23 protein-coding genes are annotated in these 18,632 nt (G+C 39.2%); 20 read left to right on the forward strand and 3 right to left on the reverse strand.

The window, feature by feature from the left end; translation table 11 throughout:
• Window positions 1-116: 116 nt before the first annotated feature.
• From lysS to HMPREF2758_RS05710, 6 genes are all read left to right on the forward strand, one after another.
• Window positions 117-1,622 carry a lysine--tRNA ligase gene (gene lysS / locus HMPREF2758_RS05685; protein WP_070609581.1) on the forward strand — a complete coding sequence of 502 codons (1,506 nt, stop codon included), beginning with the start codon at window positions 117-119 and terminating at the stop codon, window positions 1,620-1,622.
• Between the two features lie 210 nt (window positions 1,623-1,832).
• Window positions 1,833-2,246: a 30S ribosomal protein S12 gene (gene rpsL / locus HMPREF2758_RS05690; RefSeq protein WP_070609582.1), complete on the forward strand. Its 414-nt coding sequence runs from the start codon at window positions 1,833-1,835 to the stop codon at window positions 2,244-2,246.
• 34 nt (window positions 2,247-2,280) lie between these two features.
• The gene (gene rpsG / locus HMPREF2758_RS05695) at window positions 2,281-2,751 is read left to right on the forward strand and encodes a 30S ribosomal protein S7 (protein ID WP_006908481.1); all 471 of its coding nucleotides are present in this window, start codon (window positions 2,281-2,283) and stop codon (window positions 2,749-2,751) included.
• Window positions 2,752-2,824: 73 nt separating this feature from the next.
• Window positions 2,825-4,912 (forward strand): elongation factor G, encoded by a 2,088-nt coding sequence (gene fusA, locus HMPREF2758_RS05700; protein ID WP_070609583.1) that lies wholly within the window; start codon window positions 2,825-2,827, stop codon window positions 4,910-4,912.
• A gap of 139 nt (window positions 4,913-5,051) precedes the next feature.
• A complete protein-coding gene (gene tuf / locus HMPREF2758_RS05705; protein WP_070609584.1) occupies window positions 5,052-6,245 on the forward strand; it encodes an elongation factor Tu in 1,194 nt (397 codons plus the stop codon).
• Between the two features lie 98 nt (window positions 6,246-6,343).
• A complete protein-coding gene (locus HMPREF2758_RS05710) occupies window positions 6,344-7,570 on the forward strand; it encodes a mechanosensitive ion channel (protein ID WP_070609585.1) in 1,227 nt (408 codons plus the stop codon).
• A gap of 47 nt (window positions 7,571-7,617) precedes the next feature.
• Here the strand turns inward: HMPREF2758_RS05710 and HMPREF2758_RS05715 are convergent, their stop codons facing one another.
• From HMPREF2758_RS05715 to ppdK, 3 genes are read right to left on the reverse strand one after another with little or no spacing between them, the layout of a single operon-like run.
• Window positions 7,618-8,442 carry a pyruvate, water dikinase regulatory protein gene (locus HMPREF2758_RS05715; RefSeq protein WP_083304854.1) on the reverse strand — a complete coding sequence of 275 codons (825 nt, stop codon included), beginning with the start codon at window positions 8,440-8,442 and terminating at the stop codon, window positions 7,618-7,620.
• Between the two features lies 1 nt (window position 8,443).
• Window positions 8,444-9,058, reverse strand: a complete 615-nt coding sequence (locus tag HMPREF2758_RS05720) for a helix-turn-helix transcriptional regulator (RefSeq protein ID WP_016648650.1) — start codon at window positions 9,056-9,058, stop codon at window positions 8,444-8,446.
• 20 nt (window positions 9,059-9,078) lie between these two features.
• Window positions 9,079-11,703: a pyruvate, phosphate dikinase gene (ppdK, locus tag HMPREF2758_RS05725; RefSeq protein WP_070609587.1), complete on the reverse strand. Its 2,625-nt coding sequence runs from the start codon at window positions 11,701-11,703 to the stop codon at window positions 9,079-9,081.
• A 598-nt stretch (window positions 11,704-12,301) separates the two neighbouring features.
• On the opposite strand from ppdK, the gene rpsJ reads away from it, so the two are divergent.
• The 14 genes from rpsJ to rplE are packed head-to-tail and all read left to right on the forward strand — an operon-like array spanning window position 12,302 to window position 18,624.
• Window positions 12,302-12,610 (forward strand): 30S ribosomal protein S10, encoded by a 309-nt coding sequence (gene rpsJ, locus HMPREF2758_RS05730; protein WP_006908488.1) that lies wholly within the window; start codon window positions 12,302-12,304, stop codon window positions 12,608-12,610.
• A gap of 24 nt (window positions 12,611-12,634) precedes the next feature.
• Window positions 12,635-13,270 carry a 50S ribosomal protein L3 gene (rplC, locus tag HMPREF2758_RS05735; protein WP_070609588.1) on the forward strand — a complete coding sequence of 212 codons (636 nt, stop codon included), beginning with the start codon at window positions 12,635-12,637 and terminating at the stop codon, window positions 13,268-13,270.
• A gap of 25 nt (window positions 13,271-13,295) precedes the next feature.
• Window positions 13,296-13,919: a 50S ribosomal protein L4 gene (rplD, locus tag HMPREF2758_RS05740; RefSeq protein WP_070609589.1), complete on the forward strand. Its 624-nt coding sequence runs from the start codon at window positions 13,296-13,298 to the stop codon at window positions 13,917-13,919.
• On the forward strand, window positions 13,919-14,218 hold the full coding sequence (locus tag HMPREF2758_RS05745) for a 50S ribosomal protein L23 (protein ID WP_070609590.1): 300 nt from the start codon (window positions 13,919-13,921) through the stop codon (window positions 14,216-14,218). The genes rplD and HMPREF2758_RS05745 overlap by 1 nt, the downstream gene beginning before the upstream one ends.
• Before the next feature lie 23 nt (window positions 14,219-14,241).
• The gene (gene rplB / locus HMPREF2758_RS05750) at window positions 14,242-15,072 is read left to right on the forward strand and encodes a 50S ribosomal protein L2 (protein WP_006908492.1); all 831 of its coding nucleotides are present in this window, start codon (window positions 14,242-14,244) and stop codon (window positions 15,070-15,072) included.
• Window positions 15,073-15,102: 30 nt separating this feature from the next.
• Window positions 15,103-15,384 carry a 30S ribosomal protein S19 gene (gene rpsS / locus HMPREF2758_RS05755; RefSeq protein ID WP_006908493.1) on the forward strand — a complete coding sequence of 94 codons (282 nt, stop codon included), beginning with the start codon at window positions 15,103-15,105 and terminating at the stop codon, window positions 15,382-15,384.
• 19 nt (window positions 15,385-15,403) lie between these two features.
• Window positions 15,404-15,760, forward strand: coding sequence for a 50S ribosomal protein L22 (rplV, locus tag HMPREF2758_RS05760; RefSeq protein WP_006908494.1), 357 nt, complete (start codon window positions 15,404-15,406; stop codon window positions 15,758-15,760).
• Window positions 15,761-15,763: 3 nt separating this feature from the next.
• Complete coding sequence (rpsC, locus tag HMPREF2758_RS05765; RefSeq protein WP_006908495.1) at window positions 15,764-16,429, forward strand: 30S ribosomal protein S3; 666 nt, start codon at window positions 15,764-15,766, stop codon at window positions 16,427-16,429.
• A 3-nt stretch (window positions 16,430-16,432) separates the two neighbouring features.
• Window positions 16,433-16,867, forward strand: a complete 435-nt coding sequence (gene rplP / locus HMPREF2758_RS05770; protein WP_006908496.1) for a 50S ribosomal protein L16 — start codon at window positions 16,433-16,435, stop codon at window positions 16,865-16,867.
• Window positions 16,857-17,051 (forward strand): 50S ribosomal protein L29, encoded by a 195-nt coding sequence (rpmC, locus tag HMPREF2758_RS05775; protein WP_006908497.1) that lies wholly within the window; start codon window positions 16,857-16,859, stop codon window positions 17,049-17,051. Before rplP ends, rpmC begins: the two co-directional genes overlap by 11 nt.
• A 25-nt stretch (window positions 17,052-17,076) precedes the next feature.
• The gene (gene rpsQ, locus HMPREF2758_RS05780; RefSeq protein WP_006908498.1) at window positions 17,077-17,340 is read left to right on the forward strand and encodes a 30S ribosomal protein S17; all 264 of its coding nucleotides are present in this window, start codon (window positions 17,077-17,079) and stop codon (window positions 17,338-17,340) included.
• 28 nt (window positions 17,341-17,368) lie between these two features.
• Complete coding sequence (gene rplN, locus HMPREF2758_RS05785) at window positions 17,369-17,737, forward strand: 50S ribosomal protein L14 (RefSeq protein WP_070609591.1); 369 nt, start codon at window positions 17,369-17,371, stop codon at window positions 17,735-17,737.
• Window positions 17,738-17,762: 25 nt separating this feature from the next.
• Complete coding sequence (gene rplX, locus HMPREF2758_RS05790) at window positions 17,763-18,068, forward strand: 50S ribosomal protein L24 (RefSeq protein ID WP_070609592.1); 306 nt, start codon at window positions 17,763-17,765, stop codon at window positions 18,066-18,068.
• A 16-nt stretch (window positions 18,069-18,084) separates the two neighbouring features.
• Window positions 18,085-18,624, forward strand: a complete 540-nt coding sequence (gene rplE / locus HMPREF2758_RS05795) for a 50S ribosomal protein L5 (protein WP_006908501.1) — start codon at window positions 18,085-18,087, stop codon at window positions 18,622-18,624.
• Window positions 18,625-18,632: the final 8 nt, after the last annotated feature.

Consider the following 18,632-nt stretch of genomic DNA (forward strand, 5'->3'; position numbering starts at 1 on the left):
CAGTTGGTTGTAGCTCTTTTTTGTTGAGAGATCATGTATTTCTTAACGAGTTTTCATGACAAAGTGTTATTAATCATGTAGAATGGAAGGGTATATGAGGATTTGGAGGGATAAAAATGTCAGAACAGGAAAAACATACCCTGGAATTAAATGATCAAATTTTGGTCAGAAGAGACAAAATGAAAGCAATGGCTCAAGCTGGTGTTAATCCTTTTGCAGCTGGTTTTGAAAAAGAAGACTATTCGCAAGATTTAATTGAAAAGTATCAAGATAAATCAAAAGAATCTTTTGAAGAAGAAGCACAGATTATAGCTTCAGTAGCAGGACGAATCGTTTCTAAGCGTGGAAAAGGGAAAGCTGGTTTTGCCCATATTCAGGATCTTAAAGGAAAGATTCAGATTTATGTTCGTCAAGATAAAGTTGGTGAAGATGCTTTTGCATGGTGGAAAGCTGCGGACTTAGGAGATATTGTCGGTGTTAAAGGGGAAGTATTTAAGACAAACACAGGTGAACTATCCATTAAGGCCCATGAATTTATTCCCTTAACCAAGGCGCTTCGTCCTCTGCCTGATAAATTCCATGGCTTAACCAATATTGAGCAAAGATATCGTCAACGTTACTTGGATTTAATTTCTAACGAAGACAGCTATCAACGATTTATTAAGCGGTCAGAAATAATTCGAGAAGTCCGTCATTATTTAGATGAACGCGGTTATTTGGAAGTTGAAACACCGGTTTTACATAATTTGGCGGGTGGAGCGAATGCTAGACCTTTTATTACTCACCACAATGCTTTAGATATGGAGTTATATTTAAGAATTGCCCTTGAGCTCCATTTAAAACGATTGGTCATCGGTGGAATGGAACGCGTTTATGAGATCGGGCGTGTTTTTAGAAATGAAGGGATCGATACGACACATAACCCTGAATTTACCATGATCGAAGTCTATACGGCTTATTCGGTTTATACGGATGTTATGGATTTAACTGAGGGATTAATTCGCAGTGTAGCTCAACGGGTTTTAGGAGATGCTAAAGTATCCTATGAGGACCAGATTATTGATTTGGAGTCTCCTTGGGCAAGACGTCATATGGTAGATATGATCAAAGAAGCCACTGGTGTTGATTTCTGGCAAGAGATGACTTTTGATCAAGCTAAAGACTTGGCAAAGGAACACGGGGTGCCCGTTTTAGATCATGATCTAACGGTTGGTCACATTATCAATAATTTCTTTGAAGAAAAAGTAGAAGAAACGATTGTTCAACCTACTTTTGTTTATGGTCATCCGACGGAGATTTCACCGCTTGCCCGTAAAAATGAAAAAGACCCTCGCTTTACAGATCGTTTTGAGTTGTTTATTGCGGGTCATGAGTATGCGAACGCCTTCACTGAGTTAACAGACCCTATCGATCAAAGGGAACGGTTTGAAGCACAGATGGCAGAAAAAAATGCGGGTAATGATGAGGCTCAGCCGGTGGATGAAGACTTTTTAGAAGCATTAGAGTATGGTATGCCACCAACAGGTGGATTGGGAATTGGGATCGATCGTCTAGTCATGCTATTAACAGATGCTAGTTCAATTAGAGATGTTTTACTTTTCCCAACATTAAGAAATCACTAATAATAAAAAAAACAATTGACGCCTCCATTAGTTCGTGTTAGTATAATGGAGGTGTTTTTATTGACAGATTCCTGATTTTCAGTCGTGCTGACTGCTGTAAAACCACTCGAAATGCAGCGCTAGGTACTTAACCAGAGGCTGCAAAAAAATAGACCTAATTATGACACACTTGGATGTGTTGACAAAGAATATACGGAAGGAGGACTTTTGATGCCTACAATTAACCAATTAGTTAATAAACCACGTAAGTCAAAAGTAACTAAATCTAAATCACCTGCATTGAACGTCGGTTATAACTCTTATAAACGTTCAAGTACTACAACGATGTCTCCTCAAAAACGTGGAGTATGTACTCGTGTAGGAACGATGACCCCTAAGAAACCGAACTCTGCTTTACGGAAATATGCACGTGTTCGCTTAACCAACTTGATGGAAGTGACCGCCTATATCCCAGGTGAAGGCCATAACTTGCAAGAACACAGTGTGGTCCTTATTCGTGGTGGACGGGTTAAGGACTTACCAGGGGTTCGTTATCATATTGTTCGGGGCGCTTTAGACACTGCAGGTGTCAATGAACGTAAACAAAGTCGCTCTAAATATGGTACAAAGAGACCTAAAAAATAATTATTAACAAATTAATCGTAAAGGAGGAAGTTGAATGACTCGTAAAGGAAATATTCCTAAACGTGAAGTGTTGCCAGATCCAATTTATAATTCTAAGTTAGTAACACGTACAATCAATCGTTTAATGTTAGATGGTAAACGTGGTAAGGCTTCAGCAATTTTATATAGTGCTTTTGATATTGTTCGTGAACAAAGTGGACAAGATCCAATGGAAGTATTTGAACAAGCAATTGAAAATATTATGCCATTATTAGAAGTTAAAGCGCGTCGGGTTGGGGGATCTAACTATCAAGTACCAGTTGAGGTGCGTCCAGAACGTCGTTATACTTTAGCGATTCGTTGGTTAGTTTCATATTCTCGTTTAAGAGGTGAAAAAACCATGGAAACGCGTCTAGCACGCGAAATTATGGATGCTGCAAACAACACCGGAGCATCTGTTAAGAAACGTGAAGACGTTCATAAGATGGCAGAAGCTAACAAAGCATTTGCTCATTATCGTTGGTAAGATTGTTTGTTATTTATTGGCTAAGCAAGAGCTTAGTGCACAATGAAAGAAAATAAAAGAGGAGGTATAAAGAATGGCGAAAAGAGAATTTACTCTTGAAAAAACGCGTAATATCGGTATCATGGCTCACATTGACGCCGGGAAAACGACGACCACAGAGCGTATCTTGTACTACACAGGTAAGATCCATAAGATTGGTGAAACCCATGATGGTGGGGCTCAAATGGACTGGATGGAACAAGAACAAGAACGTGGAATCACCATTACGTCAGCTGCAACAACAGCACAATGGAAAGGTTACCGAGTAAACATCATTGATACCCCAGGACACGTGGACTTCACGGTTGAGGTTGAACGGTCATTACGGGTGTTAGATGGGGCGGTTGCCCTACTCGATGCACAATCAGGGGTTGAGCCTCAAACAGAAACTGTTTGGCGCCAAGCTTCAACTTATGGAGTTCCTCGGATTGTATTTGTCAATAAGATGGATAAATTAGGGGCAGATTTTGAATATTCATTATCGACCCTTCACGAACGTCTTCAAGCTAATGCGGTAGCAATGCAAGTTCCAATTGGTTCTGAAGAAAACTTCCGCGGAATCGTTGACATTGTTCATAAAAAAGCTTATCTATATCAAAATGACTTAGGAACTGAAATTGAAGAAATCGATATTCCTGAAGAGTATCAAGATAAAGCCGACCAATATTATGAAACATTGGTTGAAAGCTTAGCGGATGTTGATGAAAGCATCATGGAAGCTTACCTTGAAGGTGAAGAAATTCCAGAAGATAAGTTAAAAGCAGCGATTCGTAAAGCAACAGTTGAAGTTAAAATGTTCCCAGTTTTCTGTGGTACAGCCTTTAAGAATAAAGGGGTTCAACTTCTATTAGATGGTGTTATTGATTACTTACCAAGTCCATTAGAAGTACCACCAATTATTGGGGTAGAGCCTGGAACTGACACTGAAATCGAACACCATGCAGATGACAATGAAAAATTCGCAGCTTTAGCCTTTAAAGTAATGACAGACCCATTCGTTGGTCGTTTGACTTTCTTCCGTGTTTATTCTGGGACTTTGGAATCAGGTTCTTATGTTCTAAATGCAACGAAAGACAAGCGTGAGCGGGTTGGACGTATCTTACAAATGCATGCCAACCACCGTCAAGAAATTGAAGAAGTCTTCTCAGGAGACATTGCTGCAGCTGTTGGATTGAAAGATACTGGAACAGGAGATACCTTATGTGATCCTGACCAACCGGTTATTCTTGAATCAATGGAATTCCCAGATCCAGTTATTGAAGTAGCGATTGAACCAGATTCAAAAGCTGACCAAGATAAGATGAGTTTAGCTTTGGCTAAATTGGCTGAAGAAGATCCTACTTTCCGTGCTTCAACAAACCATGAAACAGGACAAACAATCATTGCCGGTATGGGTGAGTTGCACTTGGATATTATCGTGGATCGTTTGAAACGTGAATTCAAGGTAAATGCTACTGTTGGTGCACCTCAAGTATCCTATCGCGAAACTTTCCGTTCTAGCTGTCAAGCAGAAGGTAAGTTCGTCCGTCAATCAGGTGGTAAAGGACAATACGGACACGTATGGATTGAATTCTCTCCAAATGAAGAAGGAGCAGGATTCGAATTCGAAAATGCAATTGTCGGTGGGGTTGTCCCTCGTGAGTACATTCCCGCAGTTGAAGCTGGATTGAAAGACGCTATGGAAAATGGTGTATTAGCCGGATTCCCATTAGTAGATATCAAAGCTAAGTTATATGATGGTTCATATCACGATGTTGACTCGAGTGAAACAGCTTTTAAAGTGGCTGCCTCTATGGCATTGAAAGCTGCTGCCAAGAAGGCAGACCCTACTATTTTAGAGCCAATGATGGCGGTTGAAATTACAGTTCCTGAAGAATATCTAGGAGATGTTATGGGACATGTAAATTCTCGTCGTGGACGTATTGAAGGAACAACTTCAAGAGCAAATGCTCAAATTATTAAGTCCTTTATTCCATTGTCAGAAATGTTTGGTTATGCAACAACCTTACGTTCTTCGACTCAAGGACGTGGAACATTTACAATGCAATTTGATCACTATGAAGATGTTCCAAAATCAATTGCTGCAGATATTATTAAGAAATATGGTGGATCTGAAGCATAAGCATTAAAAATATGATGATGCAACAAATATAAGATACTGAATTTACGGCAATTGATTGAATTTTTGTAGTAAAGTCGGTATAATGACCATGATAGGTACATTATCTATACACTTTTAAATTATTAGGAGGATTCATTAAATGGCAAAAGAAAAATACGAACGTACTAAACCCCATGTTAATATAGGTACTTTAGGACACGTTGACCACGGTAAAACTACTTTAACTGCGGCAATCTCAACAGTACTTGCAAAACATGGAGACAATAAAGAAGCAGCTAAAGACTACGCTTCAATCGATAACGCTCCAGAAGAAAGAGAACGTGGAATCACAATTAACACGTCTCACATTGAGTATGAAACAGCTACTCGTCACTATGCTCACATTGACGCCCCAGGACACGCGGACTACGTTAAGAACATGATCACTGGTGCCGCTCAAATGGACGGTGCGATCTTAGTAGTATCTGCTGCTGACGGTCCAATGCCTCAAACTCGTGAACATATCCTTTTAGCTCACCAAGTAGGTGTTCCTTACTTCGTAGTCTTCTTAAACAAAGTTGACCAAGTTGATGACCCTGAGTTATTAGAATTAGTTGAAATGGAAGTTCGTGACTTATTAACTGAATATGGTTACCCAGGTGATGAAGTTCCTGTAGTTGCAGGTTCTGCATTGTTAGCCTTACAAGGTGACGAAGAACAAGAAAAGAATGTTCTTAAGTTAATGGAAGAAGTTGACGCTTATATTCCAGAACCAGAACGTGAAACTGACAAACCATTCATGATGCCAGTTGAAGACGTGTTCTCAATTACTGGTCGTGGTACAGTTGCAACTGGACGTGTTGAACGTGGACAAATCAAAGTTGGTGACGAAGTTGAAATCGTTGGTATCCACGAAGAAACTAAGAAGACAACTGTTACTGGTGTAGAAATGTTCCGTAAGATGTTAGATTATGCTGAAGCAGGAGATAACATCGGTGCCTTATTACGTGGTATCACTCGTGAAGATATCCAACGTGGACAAGTTTTAGCAGCTCCTGGAACAATTACACCACATACGAAGTTCGAAGCTTCTGTATACGTATTGTCTAAAGAAGAAGGTGGACGTCATACTCCATTCTTTACTAACTACCGTCCTCAATTCTACTTCCGTACAACAGACGTAACAGGTGTTGTTGAATTACCAGAAGGTACTGAAATGGTTATGCCTGGTGATAACGTAGAAATGACTGTAGAATTAATTCACCCAATCGCGATTGAAGAAGGAACTCGCTTCTCAATTCGTGAAGGTGGACGTACCGTTGGTGCTGGTACAGTTACATCAATCCTTAACTAATCTTAATGATTTTGAAGCCCCACTTCGGTGGGGTTTTTTGATGTTTATCAGCTCGTTTTAACATGCTATAATGGTTTTATGAGGAAAGGAGCGCTAAAATGAATTTTCAAATGATGATGAATGATTATTTAAGTGTTGTTCCAGGGATTTTAATTGCGGTTGTATTATTGATCGTAGCTTCAATGTTGGCTCACTATGGTCGTAAATATTTGATTGAGTTTTTAGTAAAAACAAACTTCGATGATAAGCTGAAAGCGTGGGGTCTAGCTCGAAATGATGAAGAATCTAAAGCTTTTTTAGATACTTTGGGGACACTTGCTTATTTTGTGATATTTTTGTTATTTGTTCCTTTCATTTTGAACCGTTTAGGTTTAGTTGGGGTAGTTGATCCAATCTATAACATGATCTTGAAGATATTTAATTATATTCCTAATGTTATTGCTGCAGCATTGATTATATTTGTCGGTAATTTTTTCTGTTCATTTGTCAGACAAATTGTAGAAAATGTTTTAGTAGGATTTAATGTTGATCGTTGGTATAACAAGTTAACCCACCAAAACAACTCATCTGAAAATAGTCGTCAAGTGGCCGAAGTTCTCGCAGGAGGGGTCTATGTATTAATATTTATCCCAATATTAACGGTGGCTTTAGAGACATTAAGAATTCCGACCATATCACAGCCGATTGTAGAGGTGCTGAATAGTGTTATGTCAGCAGTTCCAAATATTTTTGTGGCCGTAGTTCTCGTGCTAGTCGGTAGTTTTATTGCTAAGTTGTTGAGTGAACTACTCAAAAGTTTACTGAAAACATCTGGTATTGATCAATATTCGAAATATCTAAATTTTAAGGGAGAAAGTCAAATAGAAATTTCAACAGTTTCTGCTCAAATAACACGTGGAATGCTATTGATTTTCTTTATTGTAGAAGCTATTTCTGTTTTAAATTTAGAGGTGTTGAATACAATTGGACAATCGATTATCGCTTATATTCCCGATGTCATCTCTGCCGCTTTGATTTTAGCTGCGGGAATTATTGGATCTAATATTTTGGCAGCTTTCTTGAAAGAAGTCTCAGGATCCTTTATTTTTGGAGAAATTATTCGTTATGCTATCATAGTATTAGCCTCATTTATGACTTTAGATCAATTACAATTTGCACCAACCATTGTTAATGCGGCTTTTGTTATAATTCTTGGAGCCATTGCCTTTGCCTTCACGTTAGCGGTAGGTCTAGGGGGTAAGGAATTCGCTGCAAAACAATTAGAAAAGCTCGAGGCAAGTTTTAATGAATCGAATAAAAATTCGGATTCTAATAATAAGAAATAACCAAAATAAAGAAGGGAAGATACCGTGTGGTTCTTCCCTTCTTTTTGTTAAGAATACATATTGTAATTATATTGAGTGATGATCTGTTCGGAGAGTTCTTCAATGGATTGATTTTCGATATAGATAACATTAGCTTTTAAGCGATAGAATAAATCATCGGCAAACATGAGCTCATGTTTAACGCGTTCCATTGAAGTATAAGATGAATCCTCACTCATTCCCATCATTTTTACGCGTTTTTTTCGAATTTGTTGAATGTATAGCGGCGAAGCGGTCAGTCCAAAAATACGTCTAGGATCGACCTGAAAGATTTCTTCTGGAATATGGACTTCCGGAAAAATAGGAAGATTCGCTACTTTATAAGATTTATTCGCTAAGTACATGGATAAAGGGGTTTTTGATGATCGAGAAACTCCTAAAAGCACGATATCAGCAAGTTTAAATCCTTTGCGATTCTTTCCGTCGTCGTATTTAACAGCAAATTCAATCGCTTGAATTCGATCAAAATAGTGGTCATCAAGTCGATGTAAACTGCCTGCTTGTTCACTGGCGGTCAGGTGTGTCTCTTGATGGATAATATTCATGATCGGTCGAACGACATTATGGTAGGGAATGTTATGATTTTGAGTAAATTCTTCAGCAAATTGGTTAAGTTCATCGTTAACGAGTGTGGTAATGATTATTGCTTGAACTTTTTTTGCTTCTTCAAGAATCGGACTTAATTCGGTTAAAGAATTAATAAATGGGTATCGTTTGAGTCTCGCATTCGTCAATTGAGGGTATTGTGCCAAGGCGGCATTAGTCGCTCGTAGAGCAGTTTCCCCAACTGAGTCTGAAATGATATAAAAAATAGGATTGCTTTGTTGTGTCATGTTATTCCTCCGCATAGCACAGATCAACCAGTAGGTTAACGATGTGTGTTTTGGATATTTTACCTAGAATTTCATGGTTCGCAGTTACCACAGGTAATGAATCAACCTGATGTTGAGCGATTAAACGGGCAGCTTCTAAGACGGACTGGTCGGGTTGGATCACAATGATATTGGGCATACGAGTCATAATAACACCAAGCGGTGTGTCAGCTGGCTGGCCAATTGAAGAACGAAGCAAATCTTTTCTAGAGACCAGACCTTGGAGGGTCTGGTCATTAGGATCGATGATATATAAGGAACCAGCATCATACATAAAGAGCTGAGTTATGGCTTCATTAACACTTGTTTTTGCGTAAGTCGTTAAGGCTTCAATCATAATATCTTTAACTTGATACTCTGCAAAAGCGTCCGTTAGTAAGGAGTCCTCGCTACGTCCAGAATAGATATAGCCTATTTTTTGACGGGCTTCCAGAACACCGGTCATGGTCAGTACCGCAAAATCACTTCGCAGTGTTGATTTTGTGAGTCCTAATTTCTTGGCAATTTCATCGCCAGAAATGGGCTCGTTGTGTTTGACGATTTCTACAATTTCTTTTTGACGTGGAGAAAACTTCATGGTGTCCTCCTTTTGGTTAGTTATTTCTCTTGGTGACGGATACTGCTTTGAGCAACCGCTAATTGTGCAATAGGGACACGGTAAGGGGAACAGGAAACATAGGATAGGCCAATTTCATGGAAACTTTCGATGGACTTAGGATCTCCACCTAATTCTCCACATACACCAACTTTTAATTGATTCTTAATAGACCGCCCTTTTTGAGTGGCAAGAGCGATTAATTCTTTTACCGCGCTAGTGTCAATGGTTTGGAAAGGGTCATGTTCTAGGATGCCTTGGTCTATATATTGGTTAAGGAATTTGCCAGCATCGTCTCGCGAATAGCCGAAGCTTAGCTGAGTTAAATCGTTAGTTCCAAAAGAGAAGAAACAAGCATCCTCTGCGAGTTTATCGGCGATAAAGCAAGCGCGAGGGGTTTCGATCATCACGCCAATCATATAGTCAACGGAGACCTTTTCTTGATTCAGAATTTGATCAAGATGTGCTTTGATTTTTTCTTTTAGCGATTTGAGTTCGCCTTGTGTTGAGACCAATGGGATCATAATTTCTGCTTTAACTTCATGACCAGCTTGGGCAGTTTTAATTGCAGCTCGAATGATTGCTTCACTTTGTGCAATATAAAGTCCTGGGTGAGTCATGCCCATCCGACAGCCGCGATGTCCCATCATTGGATTGACTTCTTTCATGGCTTGAACGCGATCGAATAACTCGTCAGCATCCAAGTGCAGGTCTTGAGCCACTTGTTGAATTTCATGATGGCTATGAGGTAAGAATTCGTGAAGCGGTGCATCGAGTAAGCGAATTACGACCGCTTTATCCTCCATTAAATCGAAAATATTGGAGAAATCTTCAGTTTGGAAATGGCGAATCGTTTCAAGCGCTGTTTGACGGGCTGGCTCATCTTTAGCCAAAAGGAATTGACGAATCGCAATGAGACGTTGAGCTTCGAAGAACATGTGCTCTGTCCGAACGAGCCCGATTCCGTTTGCTTTAAATTGTAGTCCTGTTTTGATGTCGTTAACGGTTTCGGCATTCATGCGAACTTCCATGTCTGCATATTGACGAGCCCATTCCATAACTTGGTCAAAATAGTCATTTTTTCCAGTGGCGATTGTTTTAATTTCTCCTAAGTAAAGTTTACCGGTGCTACCATCAGCCGAAATAATATCCCCTTCATTTAATTGGCCACCAGGGTAGGTGAGGGTCTTTTTATCTTCGTTAATTTCTAACTCACTACAGCCAGCAACGCAACATTTACCCATTCCTCGCGCTACCACAGCAGCGTGGGAGGTCATTCCTCCTTGGCTTGTTACAATAGCTTTTGATGAATGCATTCCCACAATATCCTCGGGTGAGGTTTCGTGGCGGACTAAAATGACGGAATGGCCTTGGTCTGCCAATTCTTTAGCGCGATCGGCTGTAAAGACGATTTCACCGGTAGCTGCACCTGGAGAGGCAGGAAGACCCATTGATGAGATGAGTGATGCTTGCTCTAAGGAGCTTGGATCAAAAGCGGGGTGTAAAAGGGTGTTTAGTGATTGGCAATCGATCGTTAATAGGGCTTGTTTCGGTGTTAAAATGCCTTCTTGAACTAGGTCAACAGCAATTTTGACTGCAGCTTGGGCTGTTCGTTTGCCGTTACGTGTTTGTAGAATAAATAGTTTACCATTTTCGATAGTAAATTCCATATCTTGCATATCATGGTAGTGTTTTTCTAGTTTCTGAGTATATTGTAGTATCTCTTGGTAAATATTTGGGAAGTGGTCTTTTAATCGATTGATAGAAGCGGGTGTACGAATCCCAGCAACGACATCTTCTCCTTGAGCGTTGGTTAGATATTCCCCATATAGATTAGCTTCACCATTAGCGGGGTTTCTCGTGAAGAGAACTCCTGTACCTGAGTTTTCACTCATATTTCCAAAGACCATTTCTTGAATATTAACGGCTGTTCCTAAGTCGTCAGGGATATGATTGAGTTTTCGGTAAACAATTGCTCGGTGGTTGTTCCACGATTTGAAGACGGCTTTAACGGCTTCATGAATTTGATCAAAGACGTTTTGAGGGAATTCAAATCCTAATTCTTGTTGGTAGACATTTTTATAATCAATAATGATTGATTGAAGGTCGTCTGCGGACAGGTCATAGTCGTATTGGATATGTTTTTCTTTTTTCTTTTGCTCTAAAATCCGGTCAAAATGTTTCATGTCAATTTCATAGACGACATTAGCGAACATTTGTAGTAGGCGTCGATAGCAGTCATAGGCAAAACGTTGATTGTTGGTAAGTTTGGCGAGCTTTTCGACGTTTTGGTCATTAAGACCCAAGTTAAGGATTGTATCCATCATTCCAGGCATTGAGAATTTAGCACCTGAACGAACTGATACAAGTAAAAGATTTTCAGCATCATTAAATCTCTTTCCGGTTTTATCTTCTAATTGGGCAACTGCTAAAGAAATCTCATCTTTGAGTTCATCGAGCAGGGTGTTATTTGATTCTAAAAACTCTAAGCAAGCTTGAGTAGTAATTGTGAATCCTTGTGGGACTGGCAATCCTAGGTGGGTCATCTCGGCAAGGTTTGCTCCTTTCCCTCCCAGTAGCGCCTTCATATCTGCGTGGCCTTCATTAAAAGCATAGATGCGTTTCATTAATCTTCCTCCTAAAATAAACTGCGTTTAAAAATAGTATAAAGTGCGCAATATATAAAGTCAACGAATAATATAATGCACAACAATAATGTAAATCATTTGATTTTTACTTACAATTTTAAGCGGTAAGATTAACAGTTATTCTAAGGTTTGAAAGATTTGTAAATAATTTTCATTTTTCAGACAGAAAAAGAAAACCATTTGAAGTGAGGTTCGTATCAATTGGTAATTTACTATTAAAGATAAAAAATATTAGAGGAGGAACAATGCAAGTGATTATAGGGCAAGTATCTGGCGTGAAAAAACTTAAAATATTATAGATAATCGAAAATTATTTTGACTTTGATTTTCTCGCAGATTCGAAAGTCGATTTTTTAAATAAAAGTGAAAGAAACCCTTGCTTTATATGGATTTGTTGGTTATAATATTCCTTGTGCCAATCGCTAGGCTACTAGCGAAAAAGGTTACAAAGCCGATAAGAAAGGCGTTAGCGATGAAACGAGAGGTTGTGATACGCCAGGGCGAGTTGCCTATACCTGGTGTTCAGAAATTCTTGTTGAGCTAGTCTACATTCAAATGAGACGAAGGAGGAAAAAATATGGCAAAACAAAAAATTCGTATTCGCTTAAAAGCATATGAGCATCGCGCGCTCGATGTTTCAGCAGCGAAGATCGTTGAATCAGCACACAGAACAGGGGCTAAGACTTCAGGTCCAATCCCACTTCCAACAGATCGATCTGTTTATACAGTCATTCGTGCAACGCATAAATATAAAGATTCGCGTGAGCAATTCGAAATGCGTACACATAAACGTTTGATCGACATTATTGAACCAACTGCTAAAACGGTTGATGCTTTAATGAAGTTGGATTTACCATCCGGTGTTGATGTAGAAATTAAATTATAATAAAAAGAAAATGGAGGTGTACTCATGACCAAAGGAATCTTAGGAACAAAAGTCGGTATGACACAATTCTTTACGGAAAACGGCGAGTTAATTCCCGTAACAGTAGTCCAAGCTCCAGCTAACGTTGTTTTACAAGTAAAAACAATGGAAAATGATGGCTATGAAGCTGTTCAAGTTGGATATCAAGACCTTCGTGAAGTGTTATCAAATAAACCGCATAAGGGTCATGTAGCAAAAGCAAACGCTACTCCTAAGCGCTTCGTTCGCGAATTTCGTGATGTTGAGCTGGGAGAATATGAAGTAGGGCAAGAAATCACAGTCGAAACATTCGCAGTAGGTGACATCGTTGATGTAACGGGTACATCCAAGGGTAAAGGATTCCAAGGTGCTATTAAACGCCATGGACAATCAAGAGGCCCTATGGCTCACGGTTCTCGTTATCACCGTCGCCCAGGTTCGATGGGTATGGCGTCTGATGCGTCTAAAGTATTTAAAGGTAAAAACCTACCTGGACAAACTGGTGGCGAACGCGTGACAATTCAAAATCTTGAAGTTGTATCAGTTGACCCAGAGAACAATGTAATCCTTATTAAAGGAAACGTTCCTGGAGCTAAAAAATCACTCGTTGAAATTAAACAAGCTATTAAAACAGTTAAATAATTAATAAGGAAGGAGGAACGAGTAAATGCCAAAAGTTACATTATTTAAACAAGATGGAACACAAGCTGGAGAAGTGACTTTAAACGAAGCGATCTTCGGTGTTGAACCTAATGAAGCGGTCATTTTTGAAGCGGTTGTTATGCAAAGAGCTTCCTTGAGACAAGGAACTCATGCTGTCAAGAATCGCTCAGCAGTTAGCGGTGGTGGACGTAAACCATGGAGACAAAAGGGTACCGGACGTGCTCGCCAAGGTTCTATTCGCTCGCCACAATGGGTAGGCGGCGGTGTGGTATTTGGGCCAACCCCTCGTTCATATAGTTATAAATTGCCTAAAAAAGTACGTCGATTAGCACTTAACTCTGTGTTATCTCAAAAGGTACTTGACCAAAAATTTGTTGTGGTAGATGAGTTGGTATTTGAAGCGCCAAGAACTAAAGAGTTCAAACAAGTGTTGGCTAACTTAAATATTAACAGCAAAACCTTACTAGTATTAGAAGGCGATAATGAAGCGGCATATTTATCAGCACGTAACATTCCAAACGTTAAAGTGATCGATGATGAAAATGTTAATGTGTTAGATGTGATTAACGCCGATCAAGTTCTTATTACTAAAGCAGCACTTTCTACAGTAGAGGAGGCATTAGCATAATGCACTTATCAGAAGTTATTTTAAGACCTGTTGTGACTGAACAATCCATGTTAGCAATTGATGACAACAAATATACTTTTGAAGTAGATCGTCGCGCTAATAAGACACATATCAAACAAGCGGTTGAAGCGATGTTTGAGGGAGTTAAAGTTGCAAAAGTAAACACAATTAATGTTGATGGTAAAGCTAAACGCATGGGACGTTACCAAGGCTTTACTCGTAAATACAAGAAAGCAGTGGTCACTTTAACAGCCGATTCGAAACGGATCGAATTGTTTGGTGAAGATGACGCTGAGTAAGAATACGATAGGAGGGTAATAGAGTGGCAATAAAACACTATAAAGCGACAACAAATGGTCGCCGTAATATGACAGGTTACGATTTTTCTGAAATCACCACTAAAACACCTGAAAAGACATTGTTAAGATCTCAAAAGCAAAAAGCCGGACGTAATGGTCAAGGAAAAATGACAGTACGCCACCAAGGTGGAGGTAATAAGAGAGCTTACCGCGTAATCGACTTTAAACGAAATAAAGACGGTGTAGTCGGAACAGTAGCTACGATTGAATATGATCCAAACCGTTCTGCCAACATTGCTTTAATCCATTATGAAGATGGTGTTAAAACATACATCTTAGCACCTAAAGGTTTAAAAGTTGGACAAAAAGTTGAGTCAGGCGAAAATGCTGACGTTAAAGTTGGAAACACATTGATTTTATCAAACATTCCTGTAGGTACTGTAATTCATAATATTGAATTAAAACCTGGTAAGGGTGGCCAATTAGTTCGTTCAGCGGGAACTTCTGCTCAGGTTTTAGGGCAAGAAGGAAAGTACACACTGGTTCGTTTGAATTCAGGCGAAGTCCGTATGATTTTGGCTAGTTGCCGTGCAACTATCGGAACAGTAGGAAATGAACAACATGAATTGATAAATGTTGGTAAAGCTGGACGTAACCGTTGGAAATCAATTCGTCCAACTGTTCGTGGATCTGTAATGAACCCTAATGATCACCCACACGGTGGTGGTGAAGGTCGCGCTCCAATCGGACGTCCATCGCCAATGACACCATGGGGCAAGAAAGCAATGGGTGTTAAAACACGTAACGCTAAAAAGAAATCTAGCAAGTTAATTATTCGTGGTCGTAAGAAGTAATAATCCATAATTTGGAAGGGAGGCTACAGTGTGGCTCGTAGTTTAAAAAAAGGACCTTTTATTGATGAACATTTAATGAAAAAGGTTGAAGCTCAACAAGAAGCAAGTAAAAAACAAGTGATTAAGACTTGGTCTCGTCGTTCAACAATCTTCCCTAACTTTATTGGGTTAACGATTGCGGTTTATGACGGACGCAAGCATGTCCCAGTTTATATTCAAGAAGATATGGTTGGACATAAATTAGGTGAATTCGTCCCAACGCGTACTTATAAAGGACACGTAGACGAAGATAAGTCAACCAGAAAACGCTAATTAAGAGGAGGGTATATAGATGTCAGAACAAGTAACATCTGCTAAAGCAATGGCAAGAACCGTTCGTATTGCACCTCGTAAAGCTCGATTAGTCGTTGATCTTATTAGAGGCAAGCAAGTTGGAGAAGCAATGGCGATTTTAAAGTTCACTCCAAAAGCGGGATCTCCCATTATTGAAAAAGTATTAAAATCAGCAATCGCAAATGCTGAACATAACTTTGACTTAGATTTAGAGTCTTTATATGTTAGTGAAGCCTATGTTAACGAAGGACCTACTATGAAACGTTTCCGTCCTCGTGCTAAAGGATCTGCTTCACAAATTCTAAAACGCACTAGCCATATCACAATCGTGGTGGCAGAAAAAGAGGAGGTTTAATTCATGGGTCAAAAAGTACATCCAATTGGAATGCGTGTAGGAATCATCCGCGACTGGGATGCTAAATGGTACGCAGACAAACAATTTGCTGATTACTTACACGAAGATTTAAAAATCCGTGAGTACTTATACAAGAAGTTAGCAGACGCCTCAATTTCAACCATCCAAATTGAAAGAGCGGCTAATCGTGTTGTGGTTTCAATTCATACTGCTAAACCAGGAATGGTTATTGGTAAAGGTGGTTCAGAAGTTGAAGTGCTACGTAACGGATTGAACAAATTAACTGGAAAGCAAGTACACATTAATATTGTTGAGATTAAAGATCCTTCATTGGACGCAAAACTTGTTGCAGAAGATATCGCTCAACAATTAGAAAACCGGATTGCTTTCCGCCGTGCACAAAAACAAGCCATTCAACGTGTGATGAAAGCTGGCGCTAAAGGCGTTAAAACACAGGTTTCAGGCCGTTTAAACGGAGCAGATATGGCTCGGGTTGAACATTATACAGAAGGAACAGTTCCATTGCATACATTACGCTCAGATATTGACTATGCATGGGAAGAAGCCGACACACAATATGGTAAAATCGGCGTTAAAGTTTGGATTTGTAGAGGTGAAATTTTACCTACTAAAAATTCAAATGAAGAATCTCAGAGAGGAGGGAACTAATCAATGTTAGTACCTAAACGTGTAAAACACCGTCGTGAATTCCGCGGTAAAATGCGTGGAGAAGCTAAAGGCGGAAAAAATGTTGACTTTGGTTCTTATGGTTTACGAGCAACTGAATCAGGTTGGATCTCCAACAGACAAATTGAAGCAGCTCGTATCGCAATGACGCGTTATATGAAGCGTGGTGGGAAAGTTTGGATTAAGATTTTCCCTCATAAATCCTATACATCGAAAGCTATCGGCGTTCGTATGGGTAAAGGTAAAGGGGCACCTGAAGGATGGGTTGCACCAACAAAACGTGGTAAAATTTTATTTGAAATTGATGGTGTAAGTGAAGAAATTGCTAGAGAAGCATTCCGCTTAGCCTCACATAAGTTACCAATTAAAACTAAATTCGTAAAACGTGAAGAATATGGTGGTGAATCGAATGAAAATTAATGAAATTAGAGAATTATCCACTGCTGAAATGTTGGAAAAAGAAAAAGAATTCAAGCAAGAATTATTCAACCTTCGATTCCAATTGGCAACTGGACAATTAACCAACACTGCCCGTTTACGTCATGTACGTAAATCGATTGCTCGCATCAAAACAGTCTTGCGTGAGCAAGAATTGTCTAAGTAAAAACGACAAAGGAGGCAATTAATCAATGACTGAACGTAATCAACGTAAAGTTTACCAAGGGAGAGTTGTATCCGATAAAATGGATAAAACAATCACTGTTCAAGTGGATACGCGTAAAACTCATCCAAAGTATGGTAAGCGAGTTAAATACTCTAAAAAATACAAAGCTCATGATGAATTAAATCAAGCTAAAGAAGGCGATATCGTACGTATTATGGAAACTCGTCCATTATCTGCTACGAAACGCTTCCGGTTAATAGAAATTGTAGAAGAAGCAGTAATCATTTAGTAACTACCAATCGGAAGGAGGATAAAAAATGATTCAACAAGAAAGTCGATTAAAAGTTGCTGATAATTCAGGAGCTCGTGAAGTTTTAACAATCAAAGTCTTGGGCGGATCTGGACGTAAGACAGCTAACATTGGAGACGTCATTGTCGCAACGGTAAAAAACGCAACGCCCGGCGGCGTTGTTAAGAAGGGCGATGTTGTCAAAGCAGTTATCGTACGTACTAAGTCTGGTTCACGTCGCAAGGACGGATCTTACATCAAGTTTGACGAAAACGCGTGTGTTATCATTCGTGACGATAAGAGCCCACGTGGAACACGTATCTTTGGTCCTGTTGCGCGTGAATTACGTGACCATAACTTTATGAAGATTGTTTCACTAGCTCCAGAAGTTTTATAAACAAGAATAAAGGAGGAGACAATTCATGCGTATTAAAGCAGGCGATAAAGTTTTAGTCATTACAGGTAAAGATAAAGGCAAAGAAGGAACAGTACTTAAAAGTTTGCCAAAATCAAATAAAGTAGTTGTTGAAGGAATCAACATTGCAAAGAAACATCGTAAAGCAAGCCAAGGCCAAACAGGTGGAATCGAAGAGTTTCCAGCGCCAATCCATGTTTCAAATGTAAAATTAATTGATCCAGAATCTGGTAAACCCACTCGCGTAGGATATCGCTTTGAAGATGGTAAAAAAGTACGCTACGCTAAAGTATCAGATAAGACAATCAACTAAGAGGGGAGGCTAAAAGATGAACCGTTTAAAAGAAAAATATATTAACGAAGTAACACCTAAGTTAGTGGAACAATTCAATTACACGTCAATCATGCAAGTTCCAAAAATTGATAAAATTGTAATCAATATGGGTGTTGGTGATGCAACAGGAAATGCTAAAAATTTAGATAAAGCTGTTGAAGAATTAACCCTTGTTTCTGGTCAAAAGCCAGTGATTACAAAAGCAAAGAAATCAATCGCTGGATTCCGTTTGCGTGAAGGAATGCCTATCGGAGCAAAAGTAACTCTTCGTGGCGATAGAATGTATGATTTCTTAGACAAATTAATCTCAGTATCACTTCCACGTGTTCGCGATTTCCAAGGAACAAGTAATCGTTCATTTGATGGCCGTGGTAATTATACACTTGGTATCAAAGAACAATTGATCTTCCCTGAAATTAGCTATGATAATGTTGATAAAGTGCGTGGTATGGATATTGTTTTTGTAACAACAGCCAACACTGACGAAGAATCTCATGCCTTATTGAAAGAATTAGGCATGCCATTTAAAAAATAATATAAGGA

Origin of the sequence: Facklamia sp. HMSC062C11, from assembly GCF_001810675.1 — a bacterium.
GTDB classification, from domain to species: Bacteria; Bacillota; Bacilli; order Lactobacillales; family Aerococcaceae; genus Facklamia; species Facklamia hominis.

Excerpts from the sequence above, each read along its gene's own strand:
- fusA (WP_070609583.1), top strand. The coding sequence starts at position 2,825 with ATGGCGAAAAGAGAATTTACTCTTGAAAAAACGCGTAATATCGGTATC.
- rplX (WP_070609592.1), top strand. The coding sequence starts at position 17,763 with ATGCGTATTAAAGCAGGCGATAAAGTTTTAGTCATTACAGGTAAAGAT.
- rplV (WP_006908494.1), top strand. The coding sequence starts at position 15,404 with ATGTCAGAACAAGTAACATCTGCTAAAGCAATGGCAAGAACCGTTCGT.
- HMPREF2758_RS05715 (WP_083304854.1), bottom strand. The coding sequence starts at position 8,442 with ATGACACAACAAAGCAATCCTATTTTTTATATCATTTCAGACTCAGTT.
- lysS (WP_070609581.1), top strand. The coding sequence starts at position 117 with ATGTCAGAACAGGAAAAACATACCCTGGAATTAAATGATCAAATTTTG.
- HMPREF2758_RS05720 (WP_016648650.1), bottom strand. The coding sequence starts at position 9,058 with ATGAAGTTTTCTCCACGTCAAAAAGAAATTGTAGAAATCGTCAAACAC.
- rpsG (WP_006908481.1), top strand. The coding sequence starts at position 2,281 with ATGACTCGTAAAGGAAATATTCCTAAACGTGAAGTGTTGCCAGATCCA.
- ppdK (WP_070609587.1), bottom strand. The coding sequence starts at position 11,703 with ATGAAACGCATCTATGCTTTTAATGAAGGCCACGCAGATATGAAGGCG.
- tuf (WP_070609584.1), top strand. The coding sequence starts at position 5,052 with ATGGCAAAAGAAAAATACGAACGTACTAAACCCCATGTTAATATAGGT.
- rplP (WP_006908496.1), top strand. The coding sequence starts at position 16,433 with ATGTTAGTACCTAAACGTGTAAAACACCGTCGTGAATTCCGCGGTAAA.
- rpmC (WP_006908497.1), top strand. The coding sequence starts at position 16,857 with ATGAAAATTAATGAAATTAGAGAATTATCCACTGCTGAAATGTTGGAA.
- rplC (WP_070609588.1), top strand. The coding sequence starts at position 12,635 with ATGACCAAAGGAATCTTAGGAACAAAAGTCGGTATGACACAATTCTTT.
- rpsL (WP_070609582.1), top strand. The coding sequence starts at position 1,833 with ATGCCTACAATTAACCAATTAGTTAATAAACCACGTAAGTCAAAAGTA.
- rpsC (WP_006908495.1), top strand. The coding sequence starts at position 15,764 with ATGGGTCAAAAAGTACATCCAATTGGAATGCGTGTAGGAATCATCCGC.
- rplD (WP_070609589.1), top strand. The coding sequence starts at position 13,296 with ATGCCAAAAGTTACATTATTTAAACAAGATGGAACACAAGCTGGAGAA.
- HMPREF2758_RS05710 (WP_070609585.1), top strand. The coding sequence starts at position 6,344 with ATGAATTTTCAAATGATGATGAATGATTATTTAAGTGTTGTTCCAGGG.
- rpsQ (WP_006908498.1), top strand. The coding sequence starts at position 17,077 with ATGACTGAACGTAATCAACGTAAAGTTTACCAAGGGAGAGTTGTATCC.
- HMPREF2758_RS05745 (WP_070609590.1), top strand. The coding sequence starts at position 13,919 with ATGCACTTATCAGAAGTTATTTTAAGACCTGTTGTGACTGAACAATCC.
- rpsJ (WP_006908488.1), top strand. The coding sequence starts at position 12,302 with ATGGCAAAACAAAAAATTCGTATTCGCTTAAAAGCATATGAGCATCGC.
- rplE (WP_006908501.1), top strand. The coding sequence starts at position 18,085 with ATGAACCGTTTAAAAGAAAAATATATTAACGAAGTAACACCTAAGTTA.
- rplN (WP_070609591.1), top strand. The coding sequence starts at position 17,369 with ATGATTCAACAAGAAAGTCGATTAAAAGTTGCTGATAATTCAGGAGCT.